Origin of the sequence: Sorangium sp. So ce281, assembly GCF_051527395.1 — a bacterium.
GTDB lineage: Bacteria > Myxococcota_A > Polyangia > Polyangiales > Polyangiaceae > Sorangium > Sorangium cellulosum_B.
On sequence record NZ_CP150322.1, the window covers coordinates 4,548,002 to 4,572,123 of the forward strand.

General features: G+C 73.8%; 18 protein-coding genes. 6 read left to right on the forward strand and 12 right to left on the reverse strand.

What is annotated here, in order from left to right; genetic code table 11:
- From WMF27_RS17175 to WMF27_RS17185, 3 genes are all read right to left on the reverse strand, one after another.
- Nucleotides 1-909 (reverse strand): HvfC/BufC family peptide modification chaperone, encoded by a 909-nt coding sequence (locus WMF27_RS17175; RefSeq protein WP_437767800.1) that lies wholly within the window; start codon nucleotides 907-909, stop codon nucleotides 1-3.
- The gene (bufB, locus tag WMF27_RS17180; protein ID WP_437767799.1) at nucleotides 893-1,750 is read right to left on the reverse strand and encodes an MNIO family bufferin maturase; all 858 of its coding nucleotides are present in this window, start codon (nucleotides 1,748-1,750) and stop codon (nucleotides 893-895) included. The genes WMF27_RS17175 and bufB overlap by 17 nt, the downstream gene beginning before the upstream one ends.
- A 137-nt stretch (nucleotides 1,751-1,887) precedes the next feature.
- Entirely contained in the window at nucleotides 1,888-2,232 is a 345-nt protein-coding gene (locus WMF27_RS17185) for a hypothetical protein (RefSeq protein ID WP_437944295.1), read from the reverse strand.
- A 349-nt stretch (nucleotides 2,233-2,581) separates the two neighbouring features.
- Here WMF27_RS17185 and WMF27_RS17190 point away from each other — a divergent pair, with 349 nt between their 5' ends.
- Together WMF27_RS17190 and WMF27_RS17195 are read left to right on the forward strand one after the other, a co-directional pair.
- The gene (locus WMF27_RS17190) at nucleotides 2,582-3,556 is read left to right on the forward strand and encodes a hypothetical protein (protein ID WP_437767797.1); all 975 of its coding nucleotides are present in this window, start codon (nucleotides 2,582-2,584) and stop codon (nucleotides 3,554-3,556) included.
- 4 nt (nucleotides 3,557-3,560) lie between these two features.
- On the forward strand, nucleotides 3,561-4,589 hold the full coding sequence (locus WMF27_RS17195; RefSeq protein WP_437767796.1) for a hypothetical protein: 1,029 nt from the start codon (nucleotides 3,561-3,563) through the stop codon (nucleotides 4,587-4,589).
- Here the strand turns inward: WMF27_RS17195 and WMF27_RS17200 are convergent.
- From WMF27_RS17200 to WMF27_RS17225, 6 genes are all read right to left on the reverse strand, one after another.
- Nucleotides 4,531-5,520 carry a hypothetical protein gene (locus WMF27_RS17200; RefSeq protein WP_437767795.1) on the reverse strand — a complete coding sequence of 330 codons (990 nt, stop codon included), beginning with the start codon at nucleotides 5,518-5,520 and terminating at the stop codon, nucleotides 4,531-4,533. The two genes, WMF27_RS17195 and WMF27_RS17200, sit on opposite strands and share 59 nt — an antisense overlap.
- Nucleotides 5,521-6,232: 712 nt before the next feature.
- Nucleotides 6,233-8,722 carry an efflux RND transporter permease subunit gene (locus WMF27_RS17205; protein WP_437767794.1) on the reverse strand — a complete coding sequence of 830 codons (2,490 nt, stop codon included), beginning with the start codon at nucleotides 8,720-8,722 and terminating at the stop codon, nucleotides 6,233-6,235.
- A 278-nt stretch (nucleotides 8,723-9,000) separates the two neighbouring features.
- Complete coding sequence (locus WMF27_RS17210) at nucleotides 9,001-9,213, reverse strand: hypothetical protein (RefSeq protein WP_437767793.1); 213 nt, start codon at nucleotides 9,211-9,213, stop codon at nucleotides 9,001-9,003.
- Between the two features lie 372 nt (nucleotides 9,214-9,585).
- Nucleotides 9,586-10,311 carry a hypothetical protein gene (locus WMF27_RS17215; RefSeq protein ID WP_437767792.1) on the reverse strand — a complete coding sequence of 242 codons (726 nt, stop codon included), beginning with the start codon at nucleotides 10,309-10,311 and terminating at the stop codon, nucleotides 9,586-9,588.
- A gap of 32 nt (nucleotides 10,312-10,343) precedes the next feature.
- Nucleotides 10,344-10,769: an EVE domain-containing protein gene (locus WMF27_RS17220; RefSeq protein WP_437767791.1), complete on the reverse strand. Its 426-nt coding sequence runs from the start codon at nucleotides 10,767-10,769 to the stop codon at nucleotides 10,344-10,346.
- Nucleotides 10,770-10,874: 105 nt separating this feature from the next.
- Nucleotides 10,875-11,411, reverse strand: coding sequence for a L,D-transpeptidase family protein (locus tag WMF27_RS17225; RefSeq protein ID WP_437767790.1), 537 nt, complete (start codon nucleotides 11,409-11,411; stop codon nucleotides 10,875-10,877).
- 117 nt (nucleotides 11,412-11,528) lie between these two features.
- On the opposite strand from WMF27_RS17225, the gene WMF27_RS17230 reads away from it, so the two are divergent.
- Together WMF27_RS17230 and WMF27_RS17235 are read left to right on the forward strand one after the other, a co-directional pair.
- A complete protein-coding gene (locus WMF27_RS17230) occupies nucleotides 11,529-12,581 on the forward strand; it encodes an RNA polymerase sigma factor (protein ID WP_437944296.1) in 1,053 nt (350 codons plus the stop codon).
- Between the two features lie 229 nt (nucleotides 12,582-12,810).
- Entirely contained in the window at nucleotides 12,811-13,833 is a 1,023-nt protein-coding gene (locus WMF27_RS17235; protein ID WP_437767788.1) for an OmpA family protein, read from the forward strand.
- Between the two features lie 27 nt (nucleotides 13,834-13,860).
- Here WMF27_RS17235 and WMF27_RS17240 read toward each other — a convergent pair whose 3' ends face one another.
- From WMF27_RS17240 to WMF27_RS17250, 3 genes are all read right to left on the reverse strand, one after another.
- Nucleotides 13,861-18,312, reverse strand: coding sequence for a hypothetical protein (locus WMF27_RS17240; protein ID WP_437767787.1), 4,452 nt, complete (start codon nucleotides 18,310-18,312; stop codon nucleotides 13,861-13,863).
- Nucleotides 18,309-18,878, reverse strand: coding sequence for a hypothetical protein (locus WMF27_RS17245; protein WP_437767786.1), 570 nt, complete (start codon nucleotides 18,876-18,878; stop codon nucleotides 18,309-18,311). Before WMF27_RS17245 ends, WMF27_RS17240 begins: the two co-directional genes overlap by 4 nt.
- A gap of 185 nt (nucleotides 18,879-19,063) precedes the next feature.
- Complete coding sequence (locus tag WMF27_RS17250) at nucleotides 19,064-20,119, reverse strand: ATP-binding protein (protein ID WP_437767785.1); 1,056 nt, start codon at nucleotides 20,117-20,119, stop codon at nucleotides 19,064-19,066.
- Between the two features lie 243 nt (nucleotides 20,120-20,362).
- On the opposite strand from WMF27_RS17250, the gene WMF27_RS17255 reads away from it, so the two are divergent.
- On the forward strand, nucleotides 20,363-22,807 hold the full coding sequence (locus tag WMF27_RS17255) for an ABC transporter substrate-binding protein (protein WP_437767784.1): 2,445 nt from the start codon (nucleotides 20,363-20,365) through the stop codon (nucleotides 22,805-22,807).
- Between the two features lie 120 nt (nucleotides 22,808-22,927).
- The gene (galE, locus tag WMF27_RS17260) at nucleotides 22,928-23,944 is read left to right on the forward strand and encodes a UDP-glucose 4-epimerase GalE (protein WP_437767783.1); all 1,017 of its coding nucleotides are present in this window, start codon (nucleotides 22,928-22,930) and stop codon (nucleotides 23,942-23,944) included.
- The last annotated feature ends 178 nt before the right edge of the window (nucleotides 23,945-24,122 follow it).

The following is a 24,122-nucleotide window of genomic DNA, read 5'->3' on the forward strand; positions in this document are numbered from 1 at the left end:
TTAGCCGCCTTCGGCGCGGGCGCCCGGCACGACGTCGACGATGAGCCCCCAGCTCGTCCATCGCTGGAACCACACGCCGACCCGCTCGGCCAGCGCCGCGCCCGCCCCCTCTCCGGCGCCCGTCGCCTCGCCGGAGGCCTCCGCTCCGGCTCCGGGGGCTCCGGCCGCCACCTCCTCGCACGCCGGGACGAGCGGTACGCCCCGCCCGAGCGCCTCGAGGAGGGCGAACGCCGGCGGCTCGAGCTCCTCGAAGCGGATCGTGAGATCCGCGCCGCGGAACACGGCGAGGTGGACGGGGCGGGGCGCGGGCAGCGCGGGCGACCGGCCCTGCTTGAGCTCGCTCCGGAGGACGTGCGCCGGATGGCCGAGCCGCACCAGCGCGAGCAGCGGGTGAAGGACGATCCTGGCGGTGGACCAGCCGTCCGCCGGCATGCCCGTCACCTTCGCCGGATCGAGCGGAGGGGGCGAGGCGCCGTCGAACAGATCGACGAGGGCGTGCTCGTACCGCGCCACGTCGCGCGCGAGATCCCGCAGGGCAGGGGGGAACCCCTCGTGGGCGCCCGCGAAATCGGCGACGTCTCGCCCGAGGTCGCGCAGCGTGAAGCTCGCGGGCGGGTGCGCCGCGAGGTAGGCCCTCGCGAACGCGTCGAAGCCGTCGTCGCCGAGGACGTGCGCCAGCGCGGGGTAGTCCTCGCGGAGCGCGTCCCTGTGCCGCAGCCAGAACTGCCGCCGGTAGATGTCGGCCTGCTCGGCGGGCGCGAGCCGCTCGCTCGCGGCGACGTGCTCGCGGCACAGGCCGGCGAGCTCGGCGTCGTCCGGGAGCGGCGCGCCCGCCGTGAACACGCGGGTGAGCTGGCGCATCAGGGCGGCGAGGCCGGCCGGGGGCGCGGGGTCAAGCGGCGCGCGCACGCGCCACCTCCTGCCGGATCGCCCGCGCCTTCTCCGCCTCGGCGGCGAGGACCTCGAACGAGGGGATGTCGTCGTCCCACTCGATCAGCGTCGAGACGTCGCCGGCGCGGGCGACCGCGCGCCGGTAGAGCGCCCACACGGCGTCGACCACGTGATCGCTGTGGGTGTCGAGGATGTAGGCGCCCTGGTGCGTGTGGCCGGCGAGGTGAAACTGCACGATCCGGTGGTGCGGCACGCCGTCGATGTAGGCCTCCGGATCGAAGCCGTGGTTGTACGAGGAGACGTAGACGTTGTTGACGTCGAGCAGGATGCCGCAGTCGGCCTCCTCAGCGACCGCCGAGAGGAACTCCCACTCGCTCATCCGGCTGGCCGTGAAGGTCAGGTAGCTCGACACGTTCTCGAGCGCGAGCCGGACCTCGAGGACGTCCTGCACCACCCGCGCGCGCGCCGCGACGTGCCGCACGGCCTCGTCGGTGTACGGCAAGGGGAGCAGGTCGTGCAGGTTGATCCCGTGCGCGCCCGTCCAGCACAGGTGATCGCTCACCCAGGGCGAGCCCACCCTGGCGAGCAGCGCCTTCAGCCGGCGCAGGTAGTCGAAATCGAGCGGATCCGTGCTGCCGATCGACAGCGAGACGCCGTGCTGGACGAGGCGGTAGCTCGAGAGGAAGCGCTCGAGGTTGGCGATCGGCATGCCGCCGTCCACCATGAAGTTCTCGCTGATGATCTCGAACCAGTCGACCCGGGGCCGGTGCTCGAAGATGTGCCGGTAGTGCGGGATGCGCAGCCCGACGCCGACGCCGAGGTCGGGGAGTCCCAGCCGCATCCGTTCGGGATTCACCATGGTTCACCGCGAGCCTTGCTCAGGGGTGGAGGGATGCGCCGCGGCGCCTCACGGCCCAGCGGAGCCGGCGGACCCGCGTGGCATGGCCCGACGGCCCAGCGGATCTGCGTGGATCCGCCGGGCCGGGCGCGCCGGGCCTACGACGAGCAGTCGGCCGGCTTGCAGCCGCCCTTGCCCTTGCACTCGTTCTGGCCGGCGCACGCGTGGCTGTCGCTCTTGCAGCCGCCCTTGCCCTTGCACTCGTTCTTGCCGGCACAGCACGCCTTCGCGGCGTTCTCCGGCGCCGCGGCCGGAGGCGCATCGGCCGCGGGGGCGGCGCCCGCCTCGGGCGCGGGCGGAGGCGACGAGGCGCAGCCCGCGAGGCCCGCCACCATGCCCGACACCGCCGTCAACGCCAACGTCTTGCCCATGTCGATCGTCATCTGATCCTCCACGCTCGTCTTCGTCGCGATCACCGAGCCCACCGCGCGCCTCGCCAGCATGGCGCGCCCGCGCGCTGGAGCCCGTCGGGGCTCGCCGGCCTCTCGACCGCGCCGAGCCCATCGGCTACGCGTCACTACGCCCGGCCGGTTCCACGGTTTCACTTCGGACGCGTTGATTCTTCATTCAACTCCCCGTAAGTGAGCGGGGTTGACCTCCACGCCCACGCGAGCCCCCCCTGCGTGCACGGCGTCCGGCGGCGTAGCCTCTGCGGCTGGGGCGCGCGGCCAGCGTGCAGCGTTCCATGCACGACGTAACTCGCTTCGGGCGGCAGGCGCAAGACAAAGCGTCCAGCGCGGCGCGCCGGCGCCGTGGCGCGTCCTTGTCCACCCGCGCCGCGGGGCGCTCCCCGTGCTCGCGGCGCTCTCGCTGGGGGCGGCCGGCTGCGCGGGGGCCGGCGCGGCGGGTGATGCGGCCTCCGGGCGCGAGCTCCCGGTCGAGGCGATCGCCGCCGAGCTCGAGGAGATGAGCGGCGCGGTGCTCGAAGGGCGGGGAGCGACGTTCCGGGACATCCTGGCCGACGCGCTCGCGAAGGACGCGTACCTGTGCCAGCCGGCGCCGCGCCGCGTCTTCTCCGGGGCGCGCGGCGACGTGCCGGAGGGGGAGCGGCGGATCGCCGGGATGATGCCGCACTACGGCCTCTTCTTCGGTCCGATGAGCTACCTCGTGCGGCGGCGCGGCGGCGCCTGGGAGGTCGACGTGCGCATCGCGGTCGAGCCGCCGGAGGGCGCGGGCTGGCTCGAGCTGCCCGACTGCGGGCTCTCCGCCCGGCTCGGGGGCGCGATCGCGTGCCGCGGGACGCCGTACGCGCGCTCGGGATCGACGGACGCCTGCCCGGGGTCCGGCGTGTTCACGGCGAGGGCGACGCCGGCCGCGATCCGCGCGCTGCTCGCGCGCTGGTCGGACGAGGCCGAGGGGTACTGGAACCGCGACGCGCGCGCCTTCGGGCTGCCGGTGCGCTACGACTTCGACTTCGTGCTGGCGGACGAGGCGCGCGCGCGGGCGCTCCGGGTCGATCTCGCGGTGCCGCTCTCGCCGACGTGCGGCAGGACGCCGTACTTCAGCGCGATGCGGGCCGGCTGGTCGCTGCCCGTGCTCGCCCACGAGGTGGGGCACGTGCTCGGGCTGCTCGACGAGTACGAGGCGCTCTCCGGGATCGTCCGCTGCTATCCGAAGACGCCGTTCCCGGGCGCCGAGATCAGCCGGATGGGGCTGTCGATGAAGGAGGAGACGCGGCTGCTGCCGGTCCATCACTACCTCGTGCTCCGCCGCTTCTTCTGTCGCGAGCCCGCGTCCATCGACCCGTATGCCGGCGCGATCCGCTGACCCGATGGCGGCGCGATCCGCCGAGCGCCCCGCGCGGCCCCGCGCCGGTCGCCGCCTCGCGACCGCGGCGCTCGCCTACGTCAGCGCCGCGGCGCTCGCGTGGACGGGGCTCGCGGGCTGCCGCTCGGAGCGAGAGCGCGGCGCGGCGGACGCGGGGCCGAGCGCGGCGGACGCGGGAACCAGCGCGGCGGACGCCGGGGCCGGGGCGCCGGACGTGGCGCCGCCGCTCGTGGGGGCGCCTCCGGGGCCGAGGGCGCTCGCGCCGCCGGCGGAGCCGCGCTGTCCGCCGGAGATGGTGCGGGTCGCGCGCCGGTTCTGCGTCGATCGCTACGAGGCGGTGCTGCTCGACAGGGAGACGGGGCTCGAGATCTCGGCGTTCTATCCTCCGTCGCGCCAGGCGGCCGCGTCCGTCGAGCGCGTGTGGTCGAAGATGCGGCTGCAGCTCGGGGACGACGAGGCGCGCCGCATGGAGCTGCCGCTCCTGCCCGGCTGGCAGAAGCAGCGCGAGTTCGAGCCGCGCGCGGTGTCGCGCAAAGGCGTGCTCCCGCAGGGCTACACGACCGGCGCGCAGGCGGAGCTCGCGTGCCGGAACGCGGGCAAGCGGCTCTGCTCGCTCGACGAGTGGCGGACGGCGTGCCGCGGCGAGCGGGACGAGCGGTTCCCGTACGGGCCGACCTACGCGGACGGGCGGTGCAACGTGTTCCGCGAGCACCACCCGGCCGGCGTGCTCCACCGCGACGTGACGCTCGGGCACAGCGACCCTCGGCTCAACCTCGTGCGCGTCGCAGGGGCGCCGCTCTTGCGGCGGACGGGCGAGACCGCGACGTGCGCGAGCGCGTGGGAGGACGACGCGATCGCCGACATGGTCGGCAACCTGGACGAGTGGATCGACGATCCGGAGGGGACGTTCGTCGGCGGGTTCTACGCGCGCGCGACCCGGGAGGGGTGCATGGCGCGCGTCGCGTCGCACGATTTCACCTACTTCGATTACTCGACCGGCGTCCGCTGCTGCGCGGATCTGCGCGCGCCGTGAGGGCAGCTGAAGTGGCGAGCACCTGGAGGAAGGACATCTCCAGGACGAACCACCCGTCAGGGATCTCCATGGGGTCGAGGACGTCGTCGAAATCGCGTTTGCGCGCGTTCATGAGCGAGCACACGAAGCGGTAGTTGCTCCACTCGTAGGCGAGCTCGCGACGCTTCGACTTCGGCGCGACGTGATCGACGGATCGTGCCCCCGTGCCCCGCGGAACGAGCACGCACAGGTAGGCGCAGATGCTGCGGTAGCTGTCCCGGAGATCGTCCAGGCACTCCCGCCAGGTTGGGGGCAGGGGCTCCAGGTTCGCGGTGAGGGCGCGCAGGCCGGGCTGCCGGACCAGCGCGTCGAAGCGCGCCGGCTCGGGCTGGAGGTGCACGTGGATCACGGCGTAAGCCCGGCTTGCCGAGCCCTGACGAGCCACCGCGTAGGCGAAGGAGAGGATCCGCTTCATCCCGGCGGACGCGAGCACCACCGGGACGTTGCCGTACGGCATGTCGAGGGTGGGGATGTCGCGCACGTCGTGCAGCGATACACGGGTCGTGATCGCTCCGGGTCGGAGGGTCTCTCCAGGCCTCGGCGACAGGACCTCCAGCACGCGCGTCAGCAGATCGAACGTGCTGTCTCGCCGGAGCTGCCATGTCGTCCAGTCGCGGATCAGGCCGTTGCAGAGCACCGAGCCGTCGTGGTCATCGGCGGTGAGCCCGTTCCAGATCTGGCTGGGCGCGAAGTGAAACCCAGGCACGGGTCCCGATGATCTCGCGCCGAGTGGGAACTGCAGGTGCGCCGCAGGTCGAAGCGGATCCCACACGGAGAAGCTGCCGTCGACGCGGGCGTAGAAGATGAGGCCGGAGCGCCTGGAGGCCCCGCGTGGGTAGACGGTGTGCCAATTTTGCTGCTCGAAGTCGAACGATGACGAGATCCGATGCACGGACTCCCCGTCACGCGTCTCCCGGACGATCTCTGGCCGGACCGCCGGGCCGCGTCGCGGTGCCGCGGGATAGCCGGGCCACGTGCTTGTCAGCGCGAACCAGCTGACATCCAGCACGAAGGTCTTTCCGAGTCCGTTGTCGCCTGCGAAGAGGTTGAGCCGAGGCGCGAGCGCCCCATGTCCTCGAACGAGCGTGGTGACGGGGGTCTGGAACGGATCGAAACCGTTGAGGAGGGGCTGGCGACGGGGGCCGTAACGGATCGCATCCGTCGAGGTGGGCTGGCGACGGGGGGCCTCGACGGATCGCAACCGTCGGGAGGGGCCTGCCGCCGGGGGGCCTCAACGGATCGAGTGAGCGCGAGGGGCCTGCCGCCGGGGGTCTTCGACGGATCGAGTGAGCGCGAGGGGCCCGCCGCCGGGGGTCTTCGACGGATCGAGTGAGCGCGAGGGGCCCGCCGCCGGGGGTCTTCGACGGATCGAGTGAGCGCGAGGGGCCCGCCGCCGGGGGTCTTCGACGGATCGAGTGAGCGCGAGGGGCCCGCCGCCGGGGGTCTTCGACGGATCGAGTGAGCGCGAGGGGCCCGCCGCCGGGGGTCCGTAACGGATCGAGTGAGCGCGAGAGGCCTACCGCCGGGGGTCTCCAACGGATCGAGTGAGCGCGAGGGGCCCGCCGCCGGGGGGTCCGTAACGGATCGAGTCCGTCGGGACGCCCTCAGGTCGTGGGGCGGCCGACCGCGAGGAAGGCCTCCTCGCCCTTCGGGCGCCGCCGGTCGCGCCAGACGAGCGCCGCGGGCAACACCAGCACGGCCGCGAAGAGGCACGCGAGCTCGCCGATGACCGCGGCGACGCCCAGGCTCCGCACCGCGTAGTTCTGCGAGCGGACCAGGGCGAGGTAGCCCAGCGTCGTCGTGAGGCTGCACAGGATCACGGCGCCGCCCGTCTCGCGCACCGCGGTCAGCGCGCCGCCGGCGCCCTCCCGCGCGTACCGCTGCACGATGTTCACGGCGTAGTCGACGCCGATGCCGAACGTCAGCGGCAAGGCGATGAAGTTCAGGAAGTTGAGCTTCACGTCCATCAGCACGAGCAACCCCGCCATCCACGAGGCGCCGACGAGCAGCGCGCCGAGCACCGCGAACGCCGGGCGGCCGCCGCGGAAGGCGACGAGCACGACGAGGACCGTCGCGGCCAGCGAGAAGAGCACCGCCGGCGGCACGTCGTCGATGACCGCCGCCCACATGTCCGCGTAGATGACCGCGCGCCCCGAGCCGCGCACGACGCTGCCGTCGGGGAGCCGCGTCTCGCGGTACGCGTCCGCCCACCGGAAGAGGTAGTGCGCGTCGTGCACGCTCTCGGGCGTGGTCGGGCTGATGTACACGATGCGCCCGCGCGTCCCGTCGGTCTCGGTGAAGGCGCGCGCCACGCCCGCCGGCAGATCGTCGATCCCGAACGGCGCGAGATCGTCCGGCGGGATGACCGCCTGGATGCGGCGCCAGTCCTCGTCGCCCACGAGGCCGCGCTTCCGCGCCCTGAGGACGCGATCCTTGATCTCCTGGAGCAGCGGGAGCTTCTCCGCCTGATCCCGCGGGACCAGATCCTGGAGCGCGTAGATCTCCTTGAACGGCTTCTCGCCCTCGAGCGCCGCGTCGCGCCTCGCGTAGAGCGCGGCGCGGAGCGGCTCGACCTGCTCGGGCCGGTCCACGAGGATCGCCATGCCGTCGGTGCCGACGTAGCCGGTGATCTCCTCCGCGAGCGAGCTCAGGCGGATCTGCGCCGCGCGGGCCCCCTCGTCGTTGCGGAGGTTCTGGAGGTTGTACTCCATCGGATCGGCGCGCACGTAGCTCACCGTGGCGACGAGGCCGGCCGCGGCCAGGGCGAGGCCCGCGAGCGTGAGCGTGACCGGGCTCCGCGACGCGAGCCGCGCGAACGGCGCGCCGAACGCGATGCCGCCCTGGGCGCGCCGCCGCAGCCTGCCGAGCAGGCCCGGCGACTCCTGCTCGAGGGGGACGATCCGGTCCATCACCGCGAGGATGCTCGGCAGCGCGACGAACGTGGCGACCCAGCAGAGCACCATGCCGGCGCTGCCGATGAGGCCGAAGTCGTGGAACCCGCGGAACTCGGTGACGAGCAGCGAGCCGTAGGCGGCCGCGGCCGCGCAGCCGGCCGTGAGCGTGGGCAGCCAGGTCTCGCGGTGGGCGACGCGCACGCCCTCGAGCAGGCTCGCGCCGCCGCGGCGCGCCTCGAGGTAGCGCGCCATGTAGATGATCCCGAAGTTGATCCCGTTGCCGGCGACGATCGAGAAGAGGAACCCGGTCGCCATGTTGAGGTGGCCGAGCGCGAGCTGGGTGGCGCCGAACGTCCAGGCGACGCCGATGCCGATCGTGATCAGCATGGCGACGAGCGTGCGCAGGCGCAGGTAGTAGAGGAACACGACCGCGGCGATGAGGACCGCGCCCGAGACGCCGACGTCGGTCAGGTCCTCGTTGATCGCCGCGTACTCGGCGATGCCGGTCTGAAGATCGCCGGCGAGGCCGTGGGTGATCCCCGGATCGAACGAGGCGGGGCGCACGCGCTCGACGACCTCGCTCACGCGCCGGATCGCCTCGGAGCCGGCGGCGAAATCGCTGGCCATCACCTTCGAGCGGATGGCGACGACGACGGTCTTGCCGTCCTTCGACTGGTAGTAGCCGTCGGGGTAGCGCCCCGTGTCGACCCCCTGGAGGCCGAGGCTCTGCTCGATCGAGCCGGCGCTCACCTCGGGGGGCGGCTCGTCGTCGTCGAGCAGCGCGCCCGTCGCCTTGTTGACCTCGTAGGCGTGGCGCGCCTCGATGTCGTCCCTGAGCTTGGTGAGCCTGTCGCGGTCGACGTAGAGCCCGGCGCGCGGCGCGAGGAAGCGGTAGGCCTCGTGCACCCCGTCCTCGACGCTGCCGACCCACGGGGGGCCGATCTTCTCGATCTCCGGGACGAGCGCGTCCGCGGCCCGCTGGAGCGCGGCCGTGGGCGTGCCCTCGCCGCCCTGGAGCACGACGAAGAGCGTGGAGACGCCGGCCGTCTTGGCCGCGACCCGGTCGAGCTCCTGCACGCTGGGCCGCGACGCCGGCAGCAGCGACTCGAACCCGGTCAGCACATGGAGCCGCGTCGCCAGGAAGAGGGCGATGACGGTGAGGATCCCGGTCACGAGCAGCGGCAGCGCCGGCCGCTTCACCTGGAGCTCGGCGAGGCGCGACGCGAGCCCGCCGCCGCGCGACGAGGGCGGCGCGCGGCGGGGAGAGGGCTCGCGGGGAGCTTCACCGGAGCTTTCGTGTGAATCAGGGGAATCAGGGGAATCAGGGGAATCAGGGGAATCAGGGGAAGGAAACGGGCGGGGCGCCGGAGGCGGTGGCATGGGGGGAGCGGACATGAGACGGTGTGTAGATCCGGGGCGGAAAGGGACGTTGGAAGGACGTTGGAAGCGCCGGGGTGAAAGCGCCGGTGGACCACGTTCTAGGGAACGGGATCCCCGGTGAACAGCGGTCGTGTGCGGCGCGGCGACGGCGCACCGCCGAGGTCCAGACGGCCGCGGAGGCGCGCCGGGACGGCGGGCGCTCCCACGGCCCCGCTGACCATGATGCGGTGTTCGGGATGCGCAACGACGATCTCGTGCGCCGCCTGATCGGTCACGAGATCGCCCGCATCGCGGGCGCGAAAAAGCGGCACTCCAGGGAGCTCGTGGCCGGCTCTCGACGTGATGGGCGCCGGCGTGCCTCCCGTGTCGAGTCCGCTCCCCTACGACGCCTCTCCCGGGGGGCCTCGCGCAGCCTGTGAAGCCTTGCTCGCGTCGCGCACGGGCCAGGGCAGCTAGGGTGTCGCCGGCGGCCAAGCGCGCCGACCGATCGCCTCATGAGGTATACGAACAGGCCCTGGTTCCGCGTGCCACGAATCCCGCCAGAGATCTGTCTCGCAACCGAAGGGAGATCTGACGCAACGACGCAAACTACAAAAATCTGTTCTTTTTTTGCGTCTTTGCGTCTTTGCGCCTTTGCGTTGAATCTCTCTCCGGATCCCGGGCCGGACCTCCGGCGGGCGGAACTAGGGGCCGGGCGGCGTCGTGCCGGCGTCCGCGGCCCCCGTGCCGCGAGGCTTCGCGACGCCGCTTGCGCCCCCATCGCGAGGCGCGCCGGCGTCCACCGGCCTGGCGCCCGCGTCCACCGGCCTGGCGCCCGCGTCCACCGACGCGGCGCCCGCGTCGGCCTCGGCGCCCGCGTCCGGCGGCGGCTGGTCGGGCGCCGCAGGAGGCGCGGGCGGCGGGGGCGCCGGGGGGACCTCGCTCTCCCAGCACTCCGGCTTCGGGGGCGCCGCGAAGTGGACCGTGCGCGAGGCGGCGTCGCCCTTCCGGGTGACGAGCTTGTCGGTCTTGTACACGGTCGCGTTGCCGCACGCGTACTCCGCGGCGTCCTTCGACTCGCGCGCCACCACGCGCGTCCGGGGCGCGCGCTGGTTCTCGCACTGGGCCCACTCGATCTCGTACTCGGCGTCCTCGTCGGAGAGGAGGATCCGGCTCGGCGGGTCGTCCTTGGACCGGCGCCCGGTGAGCGTCGTCCGGGTGATCGGCTCCTTGCCCTCGCGCACCGTCAGCGTGACCGGGAAGCGAAAGCTCCCGCGCATGTGCGCGCGCGTCGCGCCGATCTCGAAATCGGGGCAGATCGGCTCCCCCTCGATCGGGGACGGCGCGGGCGGGCCGCCGCACGCGGCGCTGGCGAGGATGCTGCCGAGGAAGAAGACGGCGAGGGGTCGGGCTCCGGGGCGGAGGTTCACGACGGGATTAGTCGTTTCCCCGGGTCCGCGCGTCAAGCGATCTTGGTCTTGCCCAGCTTCAGCACCCGATCGAAGTGCTCCTTCGAGACGGGCACCACGCTGAGCCGCGACCGCTTCAAGAGCGAGATCTCGGCCAGCGACTCGTCGCCGCGGATCGTGTCGAGGCTCACCTGCGCCTTGAGCGGCGCGACCGGCTCGATGTCCACCACGCTCCAGTCCTCGTCGGCGTCGGCCGTCGGATCCGGGTACGCTTCGCGCTTGACGCGCGCCACGCCCGCGACCGCCTTGCCCTCGCTCGAGTGATAGAAGAGCACGAGATCCCCCTGCTTCATGGACCGCATGTTGTTGCGGGCCTCGAAGTTCCGGACGCCGTCCCAGATCGTCTGGCCGTCGCGCACGAGCTGCGCGAACGAATATTTCTGTGGCTCGCTCTTCATCAGCCAGTAACGGCGAGACATGCACGATCTCCAGGGCAGGCGCGAGGGCGGCGCCGGCCTCGCCGTCGCGCTCTCATCCTCGACGGACAGCCCGTCGATTTGACCGGCTACCCTAGCACCGCCCGCTCAGTCGGTGATCACGATCTTGGCGCCGTCCGGCGTTCGCCGCGCGATCTCGTCAATCTCGTCGTCGTCGAGGGCGATGCAGCCGAGCGTCCAGTCGCTCTCCTTGTGCACGCCCGCGAGCTGCGCGCTTCCTACGCCGTGGATGCCGATGCTGTGCCCGACGCCGCGGCCCGGCGGGACCTCGCCGCGCCGCTTGAGCTCGGCGAAGCGCGCGCGGTCTTCCTCGTTCGGGTAGCTGACGATCAGGAACCGATGGAACAGGCCGTTGATGCGGCCCGCGACGCGGTACGTGCCGACGGGGGTGCGCCTGTCGCCCTCGTAGCGCTTCGGCCCCGGCCCGCCCGGCCCGAGGGCGACCCGGTAGGACCGGACGATCTTGCCGCCCGCGACGAGATCGAGCGTGCGCTCGCTCTTGTCGATCCGGATCTCGGTGACCGGCGAGCCACCGCCCTGGGCGGCGGTCAGGGAGGGGAACGTGTGGGTGAGAGAAGCGGCGAGCAACGCCGCGGCGAGGACGAGAGGGGGCCTGAGGAGCATGCCCGACCGTCGGCGCCGCGCCGGAGAGTGTGACGCCCGGCCGGGGCCTGCAGTATTCTCGATCGGGCGCGTCACGCTCCGCGGCCGCGGCGCGATGCAGGGTCGATGAGCACGCCGATGACCACCGAGGACCGCACCCCCGCGACGAACCCCCTGGCAGAGCCAGGGCTCCGCCGAGCCCTCGAGGATTTCGTGCGGCGGCGCGTCCCGAGCGGCGAGGTCGACGACGTGGTGCAGACCGTCCTCTGCGACGCGCTCGCGTCGCCGGGGCGCCCGGCCGACCCGACGGAGCTCCGGCGCTGGCTCCTCGGGATCGCGCGCCACAAGGTGGCCGACCACCACCGGCGCTCGGCGCGGGAGGCCGCGACGGAGCTGCCCGACCTGCCGGTCGGACCGCCGCCCGTCGAGGCGCGCGAGCTGGCGCGCTGGGCCGAAGAGCAGGCCTCCGCGAGCCGCGACGCCCGGCAGACGCTGTCGTGGATGGCCCGCGAAGGGGAGGGCGAGAAGCTCGAGAGCATCGCCGCCGAGGAGCAGGTGCCCGCCGCCCGGGTGCGGCAGCGCGTGTCGCGGATGCGGCGATGGATGCGGGAGCGCTGGATGGCCGAGCTCGCCGCGGTCGCGGCGCTGGCCCTCCTCGCGTTCGTCGTCGCCCGGCTCCTGCGGTCGACGAGCGACGCGCCCGTGATCGCGCCCCTGCCCGAGCCGCAGCCGAGCGCGCCGCCGGACGGGCCCTCGCCGCCCGTCGCGCCGCCGTCGCCGCTCGACGCGCTGGAGCGCGCGCGGTCGCTGCGGGCCGAGGCGCTGCGCGCGTGCGACGAGGCGGCCTTCCGCCGGTGCCTGGACCAGCTCGACGAGGCGGATCGGCTCGACCCGGCGGGCCGCGACGCGCCGGAGGTGGCCGCGGCCCGCGAGCGCGCGCTCGAGGCGCTCCGCGCGCCGACGGAGAAGACCCCGGCGCCGGGGCCCGTCGACGAGAAGCTCGACAGGAAGGACGAGAGCAACGCTCGCCCCGCGCCGAAGCCTCGCCCGAAGGTGGCGCCGCCGCCCGCACAGAAGCCCACCTCGTCGGTGCCCGCGGAGCAGATGCTCAAGGAACAGATGCTCAAGTCGAGGAAAGCAGCGCCGAAATCGAAGATCGACGAGATGGATTTCCCGTCGGAGAAACTCTAGTCGCTCGCGCCAAGAGGCGAACGACGCGCCGAGATCGAGCCGGACTCGACGGCTCGCCGTCGCCTCCGGAGCGGGGGGGCCGACGCGCTGCCGAGGGGGAGCGGCGCGCGCCGCCGTACGAATCCATCTCGCAGTTTGCGGCGTAGTCGTCTAAACACGCTGGCGCTCGGCGCCGTCAACGACGCCAAGGAGAGGAGCCCAGGAGATGCGAACGACGAGATGGCTTGGAATGGCATTCGCAGTATCGCTGCTCGCGGCGAGCGCCGGCTGCGCGGTCGAGCCCCAGCAGCAGACCGCGAAGGCGCCGGCACCACCGCCCGCGCCGCCGCCGCCTGCGCCGCCTGCGCCGCCCCCTGACGCGGACGCGGACGGGGTGTTCGACGACGGCACCGACAAGTGCGTGGCCGAGAAAGAGGACGGCCTGCCGCCCGACGCCAAGGACGGCTGCAAGTCGACCGACCCGGACGGCGACGGCCTCGTGGCCGACGCCGACAAGTGCCCGACCGAGGCCGAGGTCAAGAACGGCTACAAGGACGACGACGGTTGTCCCGACGTCCCGCCGGTCGCCCTGGAAGGCAACGAGGTGAAGCTCAACGAGAAGATCGCCTTTGTCGCCGGCAAGCCCGATATCGAGCCCGCCTCGCAGGGGCTCCTCGCGAACATCGCGCAGATCCTCAAGGACCATCCGCAGATCCAGTTCGTCGAGGTCGCGGCCTACTCCGAGAAGGTCGGCAACGACGCCGCCACCGTGACGCTCACGAAGAAGCGCGCCGAGGCGGTGGTGAAGGCGCTCACCGCGCTCGGGGTCGAGAAGAACCGCGTGCGGGCCGCCGGCTACGGGGCGCACTGCGCGACCGATCCGGGCGAGACCGAGGAGGCGAAGGAGAAGAACCGCCGCGTCGAGATCAAGATCATGCGGCTCGACGGCAAGGACACCGGCGTCGCGCTCGCCTGCGCCGCGGTCGCCACCAAGGGCCTCAAGCCGGCCGGCGTGCCCGCGACCGCGCCGAAGGGCGCCGTGAAGGCCTCCGACGCGAAGCCGGTGGACCCGAAGGCCGCCGCCAAGCCCGCGGATGCGAAGCCCGCCGCCGCGCCTGCCGCACCGGCGCCCGCCGCCGCGCCGCCGGCTGCAGCGCAGCCCGCCGCCGCCGCGCCTGCCCCCGCCGCGGCGAAGCCCGGGGATACGAAGCCGGCCGCGGCGAAGCCCGCGGACACGAAGCCGGCCGAGACGAAGCCCGCCAGCGTGAAGTAGGCGCTCGGCGCCGCGCGCGCGGGCAGGCTAGCGAGCCTGCCCGCGCGCGGCCTCGAGGAGGCTCGTGAGCGCCTCGCGCGCGGCCTGCCGGCGCTGCGGCTCGGGCAGCGCGCCCGGGCGCAGGCGCTGGATCTCGGCGCACAGCGCGGCGCGATCGCCGGCGAGAGGCGCGCCGCACGGCGCGTCGCGCGCGCCGTCTCCGGGGGCGTCGCGCGGCGCAGGCTCGCCGGCGAGCACGGCCGCCGCGGCCTCGATGAGGCGCGCGGTCGCCGCCGCGCCGGCGTCCTCGCCCCGGAAGCGACCCACGAAGTCGGGCTGCTTCGAGAGCCGTGAGAGGACGTCCCAGCGCTGCTCGCGCACGGCGAGCTCCGTCGCGAAGAGCACGACCTTCAGGTTGCGGCCGAGGTCGGGGAGGGCGCGCGTCTCGCCGTCGAGCGCCATCAGGTCGTCGACGACGTTCGCGTCGAGCGCCGCGGCCGCGCAGCGCACCGCGACGCTGAGCAGATCCGCGCGCAGGGCCGGGCCGAGCGAGGGAGCGCGGCCGAGCGCGCGCGCGGCCGCGAGCACGACGGGGCCGCAGTGCCCCTCGCGCCGCTGCCGCGCCAGCATCACGCCGGCGTCGTAGAGCCGGCCGCTCTGCCGCAGCGCCTCCACGGCGGCCGTGAACGCGTCGGGGTCGTACGTCCCCCGCTCCGCCGCCGTGAGGAAGCCGTCGAGGCTGCGCAGGGCAGGGCACGCGGCCGCGCTGCCCGCGCGCGCCCGTCGCTGGAGGTGCGGCAGCTTGCCGAGGACGTCGGCGATGCGCAGCGAGAGCGCGAGCGGGTAGGCGTCGCAGGCGGGCTCCTCGTAGCCGCCGAGCTCGACCCTGGCCTCGGTGCACGCGAGCGGCCTGGCGACCGCGGCGAGCGAGCGCGCGGTCCTCGCGACGAGCGGGTCGAGCCCCTGGACCGCGGCGAGGCCGGCCGGGAGCGGAGCGAGGAGCGCCGCGACCGCGGCGTCGTCCGCGTCCGGCGGCAGGAGGCCGCGGACGAGCGTCCAGAGGTCGCCGGCGAGGAAGGGGTGACCCGCCTCGGCCGCGAGCTGGGCGTCGATCGCCAGCAGCGCGCGGGCGTCCCGGCCCCAGGCGAGCGGCTGGTCCGGGCGCAGCGCCCGCCGCCCGAGCCGGAGGCCGAACGAGAGCGCGGCGATCGCCCGGCGCGCCGCGGCGGTGCCGCGCTCGGCGTCGCCGTCGAGGAAGTGGTAGGCGGCCGCGAGCGCCGCGGCGCTGACGTAGGCGCGCGCCGCGTCCTCGTCGCTCCGGGGCGAGCCCTCGGGCGCGAGCGCCGCGGCGAGGGAGCCCTCGGGCTCGCCGCGGGTGCGGAGGCCGAGGCCGAGCTGGAAGCTGTTCGCCCCTTCGAGGAGCCCGGCGCCGTACGAGACGTCGAAGCTGAGCGAGAAGACGCGGGTCGCGGTCTTCTCCTCGTAGCGGTAGGTCATGCGCGGCACGCGCAGCCCGCGGGCGTCGGCGGCGGCAAGGACGCGGTCGAGGGCGTCGCGCGCCTCGGCGCGCCGGCCGCCGGCGAAGTCGCGCACGGCGCCGACGAGGGCGAGCACGTCGCCGGTGTCGGCCGCCTGGCAGGCGTCGTCCGACGCCTTGCTCATGGCGGCAGCGTACGCCGACGGATCCGGGGCGATGCCGGCCCGGGCCTTCCCGATCTCGCCGAGGTACGAGAGCGCCCAGGCGACCCGGCTGCCGCTGTCGTTCGCGAGCGCGATGGCGTCCGGCGACGGGGGCCCGCCCAGCACGGCGGCGCCGAGGAGCGAGGCGAGCAGCGCGAGGTCGGCCTGGTCGCGCAGCCCGAGGGCGGAGAACGCGCGGGCGTAGCCGACGAACAGGCCCCGCAGATCGCCGCCGCCGTCGCGCGCGGCGGGGAGCGACGCGAGCGCGTCGAGCAGCGCGCCGCCGGCGGGGCCTCGTCCGACGCCGCCGCTCCGCGCCGGATCGTCGCGGAACGCCGCGGAGAGCCCGCGGAGCACCCGGCCGAGCGGGGCGCCGCTCCGCTCGGCGAAGCGCTCCGCGGTGGACGACTCGAGGAGCGCGCGGGCGAGCGCGTAGCCGCCGGTGAGCGCGTCGGCGAGGTCATGGTCGACCCAGCCGGAGAGGCCCGCGGCGACGGCGGCCTCGGCGTCCGCGGCCGGGAGGGTGAAGCGCGGCGGAGCGGCGCGCGTCGGCGCGCCGGCGGCGCGCGGCGGCGCCGAGAGGAGATCGATGGCGTCGGAGAGGAGCGTCACGAGGAGCCGCGCCCGGCGCGCCCACGGGCCGTCGCCCTGCCTGTACCGCGGCGCGAGCAGGATCCGCCGGCGGACGTCGCCGAGCCGCGCGAGGGCGCGGCGTCCCTCGGGGCTCGGCCCGCGCCCGGCGGCGCAGGCGGCCCCGGCCGGCGGCGGCTTGCGCGAGCGCTCGGTGAGGAGCACGGCGAGGACGCCGTCGGCCAGCGCGGCGACGTCCTCGACGAGCTCGGGCGGCGGCGCCTCCGCGGCGTCGGCCGCGCCAGCGCCGGCATCGCGCGCCGCGAGCCCCGCGACGGCGCGCCGGAGCGCGTCGCGCGCCTGCCGGCGCTCCGGGGGGAGCCCGGCCGCGCCGGTCGCCTGCGGATCCAGCGCGCCGGCGGCGCCGAGCGCGGCGTAGCGGGAGAGGCTCGCGGCGAGCGCCGCGAGGCCGGGGTAGGGCAGCGCCGGGGCGGGCGCGAGCGCGCGCTCGATCTGCGCGGACGAGAACGCGAGATCCGGCGCCTGACCGGAGGCGAGCCGGTACAGCGCGTCGGCGGCGTAGAGGCCGGCGACGCCCCATCCAGCCTGCTCGGTGAGCTCGCCGCGGAGCTTGGCGGTGAGCGCGCCCTGGAGGGCGAGGAAGTGCGGGGGCTGCACCTCGGGCGGGTACGCCATGCCCGCGAAGACGCCGGCGAGCGCCGCGCCGAGGACGGCCTCCGGGTCGTGCGCCTCGGCCATGCGGCGCTGCACGGCGATCTGCGTGAGGTCGACGATGGCGTCGCGGAGGGGCTCGTCGGCGAGCACCCCGGGGCTGTAGGCGAGGGGGATCAGCGCGAGCGCGCGGTAGCGGCGCGGCTCGGCCTCCGCGAGGGCGCGCAGCGCGGCGAGGTGCGCGAGGCCGAGCTCGGTGGCGCGGCGGTGGACGGCGCTGCCCGCGCTGCCTGCCTGGCGCGCGGCGGGCGTGGGGCCGCGCTCGTGGAGCAGGGCGGGCGCGTGGGCCCACGCGGTGCTCGTTTGCTCGACGGCGCGGACGAGCGCCTCGTAGCGCGGCAGCCACGCGTCGAGCGGGAGGCGCCGTCCCGTCGCCGCCGCGGTGCTCGCGGGCGCGGCGGCAGGGTCGCCCGGGGCGAGGGCGCCGGCGAGCGCCGCGGCGAACACGAGGTCGCGCGGGCCTTCCATGAGGGGCGCGACGTCCTGGCCGCAGCCGGGGGCCTTGCCGAGCAGGTCGTCGAGCGCGCCGCGCCGGTCCGCGGGGACGGCCCGCAGCACGGCCGCGCCGCGGGCGCGCCACGCGGCGCGGCCGTCCCGGGCCGTGCGCACGCGGAGGAGGTCGCCGTAAGGCGTGTCGCCCCGCGCGGGCGGCGGGCCTGGCCGGGGGGCCGAGGGCGCGAAGGGAGCGTCGTCCTCGGCCTCCTCGAGCGCGACCCCGGCGGTCGCGAGCAGCTGCAGCGCGTAGCGGCCGCGCAGGACCGGCTCGTCGTCCGGGTCGCGCCCCTTCACCGCGGCCGCGAGGGCGTCGGCCGCGGCCGCGGCCTCGACGTAGCGGAAGCGGCCGGCGGCGCCGAAGGCGCGGCGGACGAGCGCGGCGAGCGCGATGTCGTCCGCGACCCGCGAGAGCGACGCGCCGCCGCGCGCGATCGGCGCGAGGCCGGCCATGAACGGCGCGAGCGGATCGGCCGGAAAGAGCTGGACGGCGCCGTGGCGGGCGCGCGCGTGGACGAGGTGCTCGTACCCGAGGGCCTCGCCAAGCGCGAGGAGCAGCGCGTCGGCGGCGAGGGCCCCGGGGGGCGGCAGCGGCGCGGCGCGGATCCATTTCGCCTCCGCCGCGGCCACAGGCGCCCGCGCCGCGGCCGTGGCCTCCGCGCCCGCCTCGACGATGACCGCGGCCCGCGGCCCGCGCCCGCCGCGGCGCTCGAGGTCGCGGAGCAAGAGCACCCACGGGTCGTCAGCGTCGCGGGCGGCGCGGGCCGCGACGTAGCCGAGGGCGAGCTCGCGCGGCGGCCGGCCCTCCGCGAGCGCCGCGGCGAGGGCGCGCTCACACGCGTCGAGGTGCGCAGGATCGCACTGGGCGGCCTGCGGGGGGGTGGCGCCCGGGGAGGCCGCGCCGCCGCAGCCGGCGGCGAGCAGCGCGAGGAGCAGCGCGGAGCAGAGCGGGAGCGCAGGCGCCGGAAGACTCCTCCGACCGCTGCGCTGACTGCGTCGACGCGGGCCGAGCGCTCGAGCGTTCATCCCGGGGCGCCGACCAGCTCGTTGATGACGCGGGCGGAACCGGTCGCACCGAGGCGCGCGAGCAGCGCTTCGCGAACCGCAGCATCCTCCCAGACGGCATCGAAGAGACCTTCGTAGCCGCGGTCAGAGAACCACCCCGCCATGTGCGACGCAGCGTGGGTCTTGTTGAGCTTCTCTTGCGCCGGGGGCTCGGGTCGCGACGCAAGCCAGACAGAGACAGCCTTGCCGCGCGTCGGGTACGCCTCTGCGAGCGCGGCGCAGACGAGCCGCTCGAGCGTCTGCTGCGGGGGCAGGAGCGCGGAGGCGGCATCGGGCGCGCCCCATACGACGATCGAGAGACGGGTCGGGACCATGCCTCCCGTCAGCTCGAACTCCTCGGTGTCGGGCACCCGGCTCGCCTGCTGCTTGATCGCCCACGCGTCGAAGTCGCTCTGCCGTGCACCTCCTCTCGGGGTCGGATGCGGATCGTCGGCATCGTAGACGAGCACGATGCGCGCAATAGGCTTCGTCGCGCTCTGGATGATCAACTCCTCGGCCGCTAGGGTCACCTTCGTATCGCCGTCCACGGGAAGGATCCGTAGCCACCCCCCGCTCGGTGTCTTGAAGCCATATTGGCCAGCTCCCCGCAAGGGCTTCTCGCCTCGATAGGGCTTGTTGAGCAGTCCTTCACATCCGAGCCATGTGAGCCAACCACGCAAGAAGGCGCGATCATGGTATCCTTCACAGATAAGGACGGACTCTGCGGGGAGGCTCATCGCAGGTCCTCGTCGAGCTCTCGCCGCGCCGTGGCGATCATCGGTCCCGGGAAGCGCGAGCTGCGCAGCATGCCTCGGTCGAGCACGACGCGCATAACACAGAGACGATCCAGATCTTCCTGGGTCGCCGTGGCGACGAGCGAGTCGATGAGCTCGAGGCTGTGCGTGGAGACGACGACCTGGATGTCCCGGCGCGTCGCTGCGTGCAAGACCCTCGCCGTTCGATGGATGCCCGCGGGGTGCTGATGGATTTCCGGCTCCTCGACGAGCACGAGCCCGCCGGGCAGCGCAGCGAGCTCGAGGGCGAGGCGCACCAACGCATAGATGCCGGAGCCTGCGCCGGCGACGGGGACGCTGTGCGTGGCGTAGTCGAGATGAAGAATCGGCTGGTCCACGGGCGCGTCCTCGACCGTCAGCACACGGAGATCGACGACGCCGTCGAGCGCTTCGCGCACGATCTCGATGACAACGTCGAGCCTCCCCTGCTCCGCTGCGTCGGAGAACACGCGGTGGAGCGCTGCATGGTTTGCGCCGGCCGCGGGCTCCACCAGCCGTACGGCGCGCGCGTCACGGAACTGGCGCACATCGGAGTGGGCATCGGCCCTGCTCAGATCGAAGCGGTACTCGTTGCCGACGGAGATCACGGTGCGTGAGCGAAAATGGCCGAGCGAAGACGTCACGTCACAGCCGATCTCGATGGGATGCCGCTCCTGTTCGCGCTCGGGCAGCCTTCGCACGAGATCTTCGGAGGGGGTCGATGACCAGCTCAGCTCGCACGCTCGGGTGCCAGTGTCGTCCCCCTCGAGCACGATCCGCGCGTCGGGCTGGCGCCGCTCGAAGAGCCAGGGCCCGCCTTGGGGCAGCTCGGCTCGGCGGCGCACCACGCGCCCTATGGCGTCGCCCGGGGCGCCGCCCGCGGCGATGAGGAGCGCATCAAGGATCGTGCTCTTGCCGGCGCCGCTCGGCCCGACGAGCACGGTGAGCGGCGTGAGCTCGGAGAGCCGTCCCGTGCGGATGCCGCGAAGCCGCTCGACATGGACTGCGCTGATCACGCGTGCCCTCTACCCGAGCGATGGTGTGGCCGCAACCACGGCACCGGGCCGAGCTAGGCGGCGCTCGCGGGCGAACGGCGACGCGCCACCGCCGATCCATCGCCGATCCATCGCCGACTGCCACGGCGCCCTTGCTGCGCTTCACCTGGGGAGGATCGGCGTTTCATGCACGCGCCCGCACGCGCGCTCGCGCCGGGCAGCCATGGTCTTCCTGCCCCCGGAGCGCCGTGCTACGCGCGCGCTATGCGACGGGCTCCGGAGCGACGAGGTGCCGGCGGCGCGGGGGGCGGCGGGAGCGCCGGTTGCGGGGCGCGCGGCGCCTCCGCGGCGCTCGGGCTCGCGATCCTCGCGCTCTCGGCGTGCAGCGAGAGCGAAGGCGGGTATGCCGGGACGACCGCGCGCGTCGGCAAGGACACAGAGACGATCTACATCAACAATGGCAGCGAGCCCGAGTACCTGGATCCAGGAAAATCCAACGACTCGGCGAGCTCCACGCTCGTGCAGCAGATGTTCGAGGGGCTGACGACCTACGGCGCCGGCGACCTCCGCCCGGTGCAGGGGGTCGCGACCCACTGGGAGCAGAGCGACGACAACCGGCTCTTCCGGTTCCACCTGCGGCCGGAGGCGCGCTGGTCGGACGGCAAGCCGGTCACGGCGCACGACTTCGAGTACGCGTGGAAGCGGGTGCTGCGCCCCTCCACGGCCTCGCTCGCCGCGACGAACCTCTACGTCCTCAAGAACGGCGAGCTGTTCAGCCTCGGCAAGCTCAAGGCGCTGCGCGAGGCCGCGCCGCTCCGCGCGGCCCCGCGGCCCGACGCGCCATCCGCGCTCGATCTGCCGAAGGGGGCGTTCGTCGTGGTGCTGGCGCGCTCGCCGATCCAGGTCGACACCGCGATCGCGCCCCTCGCGGCGCTGCCGGAGGGCTCCGCCGCCGTGACGTTCGCGAAGGGCGACGGGAAGGGCGGCGCGAGCGATCGGCTCTCGTTCGGCGCGGCAGGGGGCGGCCCAGCAGGGGGCGACGCGGCCGCCGGCGGCGCGGCGCCGCTCGGCTCGGCGCCCGGCGGCGGCTGGCAGGGCGCCGTTGTCGACATCGTCCGCGTGGGCCCGCCGTGCAAATGCAACGGCGCCGCCGACCGGTGGTTCGAGATCGAGCGGGGCGGCGCGCGCGGCTTCCTCCCGGGCTGCGCGCTCGTCCCCCCCGCGGGCAACGCCGGCAACCCGGGCAAGGAGGGCGCGGGCGCCGCGCCCCGGTCGGAGGCGTACGCCGTCGTCACGCCGCACACGAGCCTCCCCACGTACGACGCCGCGGCGCCGCCCTCCGGCAGCGCCGCGCAGGGCGAGCCCCCCGTGGGCTTCGTGCCCGACGCGCTCCTCGTGGAGGACGACGGCGCCGTCGGCGTCCGGGCGAGCGACGACCATACGCTCGACGTGCAGCTGGAACAGCCCACGCCCTACTTCACCGATCTCACGAGCTACGTGACGCTCTTCCCCGTGCGCAAGGACGTGATCGAGGCGTTCGAGAAGCGCGGCGAGCCCGAGCTCTGGTTCCGCCCCGAGAACATCGTGGTCAACGGCCCTTACACGCTCGATGAGTGGAAGTTCCGTTACGAGATCACGATGAAGCGGAATCCGATGTACTGGAACCACGACAAGCTGAAGATCCACCGCGTCGTGTGGCTGGAGGTCGAGCTCTACAATGCCACGATGAACATCTACAAGGCGGGGGATCTCGACTACCTGGGCGACAACACCTCGCTCCCCGCCGAGCACATGGACTGGCTGTCGACCAAGCGGGATTTCCAGCGGTACCCGTACCTATCCATTTACTGGTTCGAGTTCAACACGAAGAAGCCGCCGGTCGACGACGCCCGCGTCCGCTGGGCGCTCAACCTCGCTGTCGACAAGCGGCAGCTCGTCGAGAAGGTCACGCGGGCGGGGCAGACGCCGGCCACGCACTACGTCCCGGACTACACCGGATCGGGCTACGACGAGGCGGTCGCCGAGGACAGGAAGCTCGGGGTCGATCCGTTCTCGTCGCCGGAGGTCGCGTTCAACCCGGAGCGCGCCCGCGCAATGCTCGCCGAGGCAGGGTACGAGGTCGTCCAGGAGGGCGACGGGTACCGGGCGAAGAACTTCCCGGCGCTCGAGCTCCTCTACAACACGAGCGAGGGCCACAAGCAGATCGCGGTCGCGGTCCAGGACATGTGGAAGCGTCACCTCGGCGTGTCCGCCACGCTGCGGAACGAGGAGTGGAAGGTGATGCTCAAGAACGTGCGCGACGGGCACTACCAGGTCGTGCGGTTCGGCTGGATCGGCGAGTTCAACCATCCGGCGACGTGGCTCGGCACGCTGCTCTCGTACAGCCCGCAGAACCGGACGGGATGGGCCGATCAGGAGTTCGACAACCTGATGCGCGCCGCCGCGGCGACGGCCGATCCGAAGGAGAGCATCCGGGCGTTCCGCAAGGCGGAGAAGCGGGCCCTCGACGGCATGCCCAAGCTGCCGCTCTACTTCTACACGAAGTCGACGCTGGTGAAGCCGTGGGTCAAGGGGTTCAAGGGCAACTCGCGCGGCGTGCAGCTCGTCAGGTGGCTGTGGAACGACCCGAGCTGGCGCGACAACCCGTCGAACGAGACCGCGTTTCCGGAGCTCGAGTTCCCGACGCCGGGGCGGCTCGGCGTGCCCTGACGCGCCCTGACAGCGCCCCGCCGGGCGGGCCGGCTGCGCCCCGAGGTCCCCGTTGACGCGCCGGCCTGTGCCGTGGCCTCATCGACGAGAGCGCGGCATAGACCCTCTCGGGAGAACGACATGAGCAAGACGATCCTGGTCACCGGAGGCGCGGGCTACATCGGCTCGCACACCTGCGTGGAGCTCCTCCACGCGGGCTACCGGGTGGTGATCCTCGACAACCTCTGCAACAGCCGCAAGGCGGCGGTGGAGCGGGTGGAGCGGATCGCCGGGAAGCAGGTGACGTTCATCCTGGGCGACATCCGCGACGCGGCGCTCCTGGATCGGCTGCTCGCCGAGCACCCGATCGACGCGACCATCCACTTCGCGGGGCTGAAGGCCGTCGGCGAGTCGGTCGAGAAGCCGCTCTCGTACTACGAGAACAACGTCGCGGGGACCGTGTGCCTGCTCAAGGCGCTCGACGCGCGGGGCGCGCGGAAGCTGGTGTTCAGCTCGTCCGCCACCGTGTACGGCGATCCCGAGCGCGTGCCGCTCGACGAGGGGAGCCGGCTCGGGCCGACCAACCCCTACGGGCAGTCCAAGTTCATGGTGGAGCAGATCCTGCGCGACGTGGCGGCCACCGGGGGCTGGTCGCTCGCGTCGCTGCGCTACTTCAACCCCGTTGGCGCCCACGAGAGCGGGCTCATCGGGGAGGATCCGAACGGGATCCCGAACAACCTGACGCCGTTCATCACGCAGGTCCTCGTGGGGCGGCGCGACAAGCTCCGGGTGTTCGGGGGCGACTGGCCGACGCCGGACGGCACCGGCGTGCGCGACTACATTCACGTGGTCGACCTCGCGCTCGGGCACCTCGCCGCGCTGAAGCGCATCTTCAGCGTCGGCGACAGCTTCACCGTCAACCTCGGCACCGGGCGGGGACACTCGGTGCTGGAGATGGTGGCCGCGTTCGAGAAGGTCAGCGGGAGGCGCGTCGCCCACGAGATCGTGGCGCGCCGCCCCGGGGACGTCGCCTCGGTGTACGCGGATCCCGCGCGCGCGATCGAGCTGCTCGGCTGGCGCGCGGAGCGCGATCTCGAGACCATGTGCCGCGACAGCTGGCGCTGGCAAGAGCAGAACCCGAAGGGGTTCGCCGATTAGGGCCGCGGCTCTGAGGCGCGATAGAGCGCTCCTGCTCGCGGCCCTCTCGTGTCCGCTCGCGGCCTGCGCGGGCGAGACCGAGGGGTACGTCGGGACGACGTCGCGCGTCGGCAAGGACGTCACGACGTTCTACGTCAACAACGGCGACGAGCCGGAGTACCTCGATCCAGGCAAGGCC

What these genes read in the sequence shown, in the direction of transcription:
- WMF27_RS17240 (WP_437767787.1), bottom strand. Translation starts at nt 18,312, where the DNA reads ATGAACGCTCGAGCGCTCGGCCCGCGTCGACGCAGTCAGCGCAGCGGT.
- bufB (WP_437767799.1), bottom strand. Translation starts at nt 1,750, where the DNA reads ATGGTGAATCCCGAACGGATGCGGCTGGGACTCCCCGACCTCGGCGTC.
- WMF27_RS17220 (WP_437767791.1), bottom strand. Translation starts at nt 10,769, where the DNA reads ATGTCTCGCCGTTACTGGCTGATGAAGAGCGAGCCACAGAAATATTCG.
- WMF27_RS17195 (WP_437767796.1), top strand. Translation starts at nt 3,561, where the DNA reads ATGGCGGCGCGATCCGCCGAGCGCCCCGCGCGGCCCCGCGCCGGTCGC.
- WMF27_RS17235 (WP_437767788.1), top strand. Translation starts at nt 12,811, where the DNA reads ATGGCATTCGCAGTATCGCTGCTCGCGGCGAGCGCCGGCTGCGCGGTC.
- WMF27_RS17230 (WP_437944296.1), top strand. Translation starts at nt 11,529, where the DNA reads ATGACCACCGAGGACCGCACCCCCGCGACGAACCCCCTGGCAGAGCCA.
- WMF27_RS17185 (WP_437944295.1), bottom strand. Translation starts at nt 2,232, where the DNA reads ATGCTGGCGAGGCGCGCGGTGGGCTCGGTGATCGCGACGAAGACGAGC.
- WMF27_RS17225 (WP_437767790.1), bottom strand. Translation starts at nt 11,411, where the DNA reads ATGCTCCTCAGGCCCCCTCTCGTCCTCGCCGCGGCGTTGCTCGCCGCT.
- WMF27_RS17255 (WP_437767784.1), top strand. Translation starts at nt 20,363, where the DNA reads ATGCGACGGGCTCCGGAGCGACGAGGTGCCGGCGGCGCGGGGGGCGGC.
- galE (WP_437767783.1), top strand. Translation starts at nt 22,928, where the DNA reads ATGAGCAAGACGATCCTGGTCACCGGAGGCGCGGGCTACATCGGCTCG.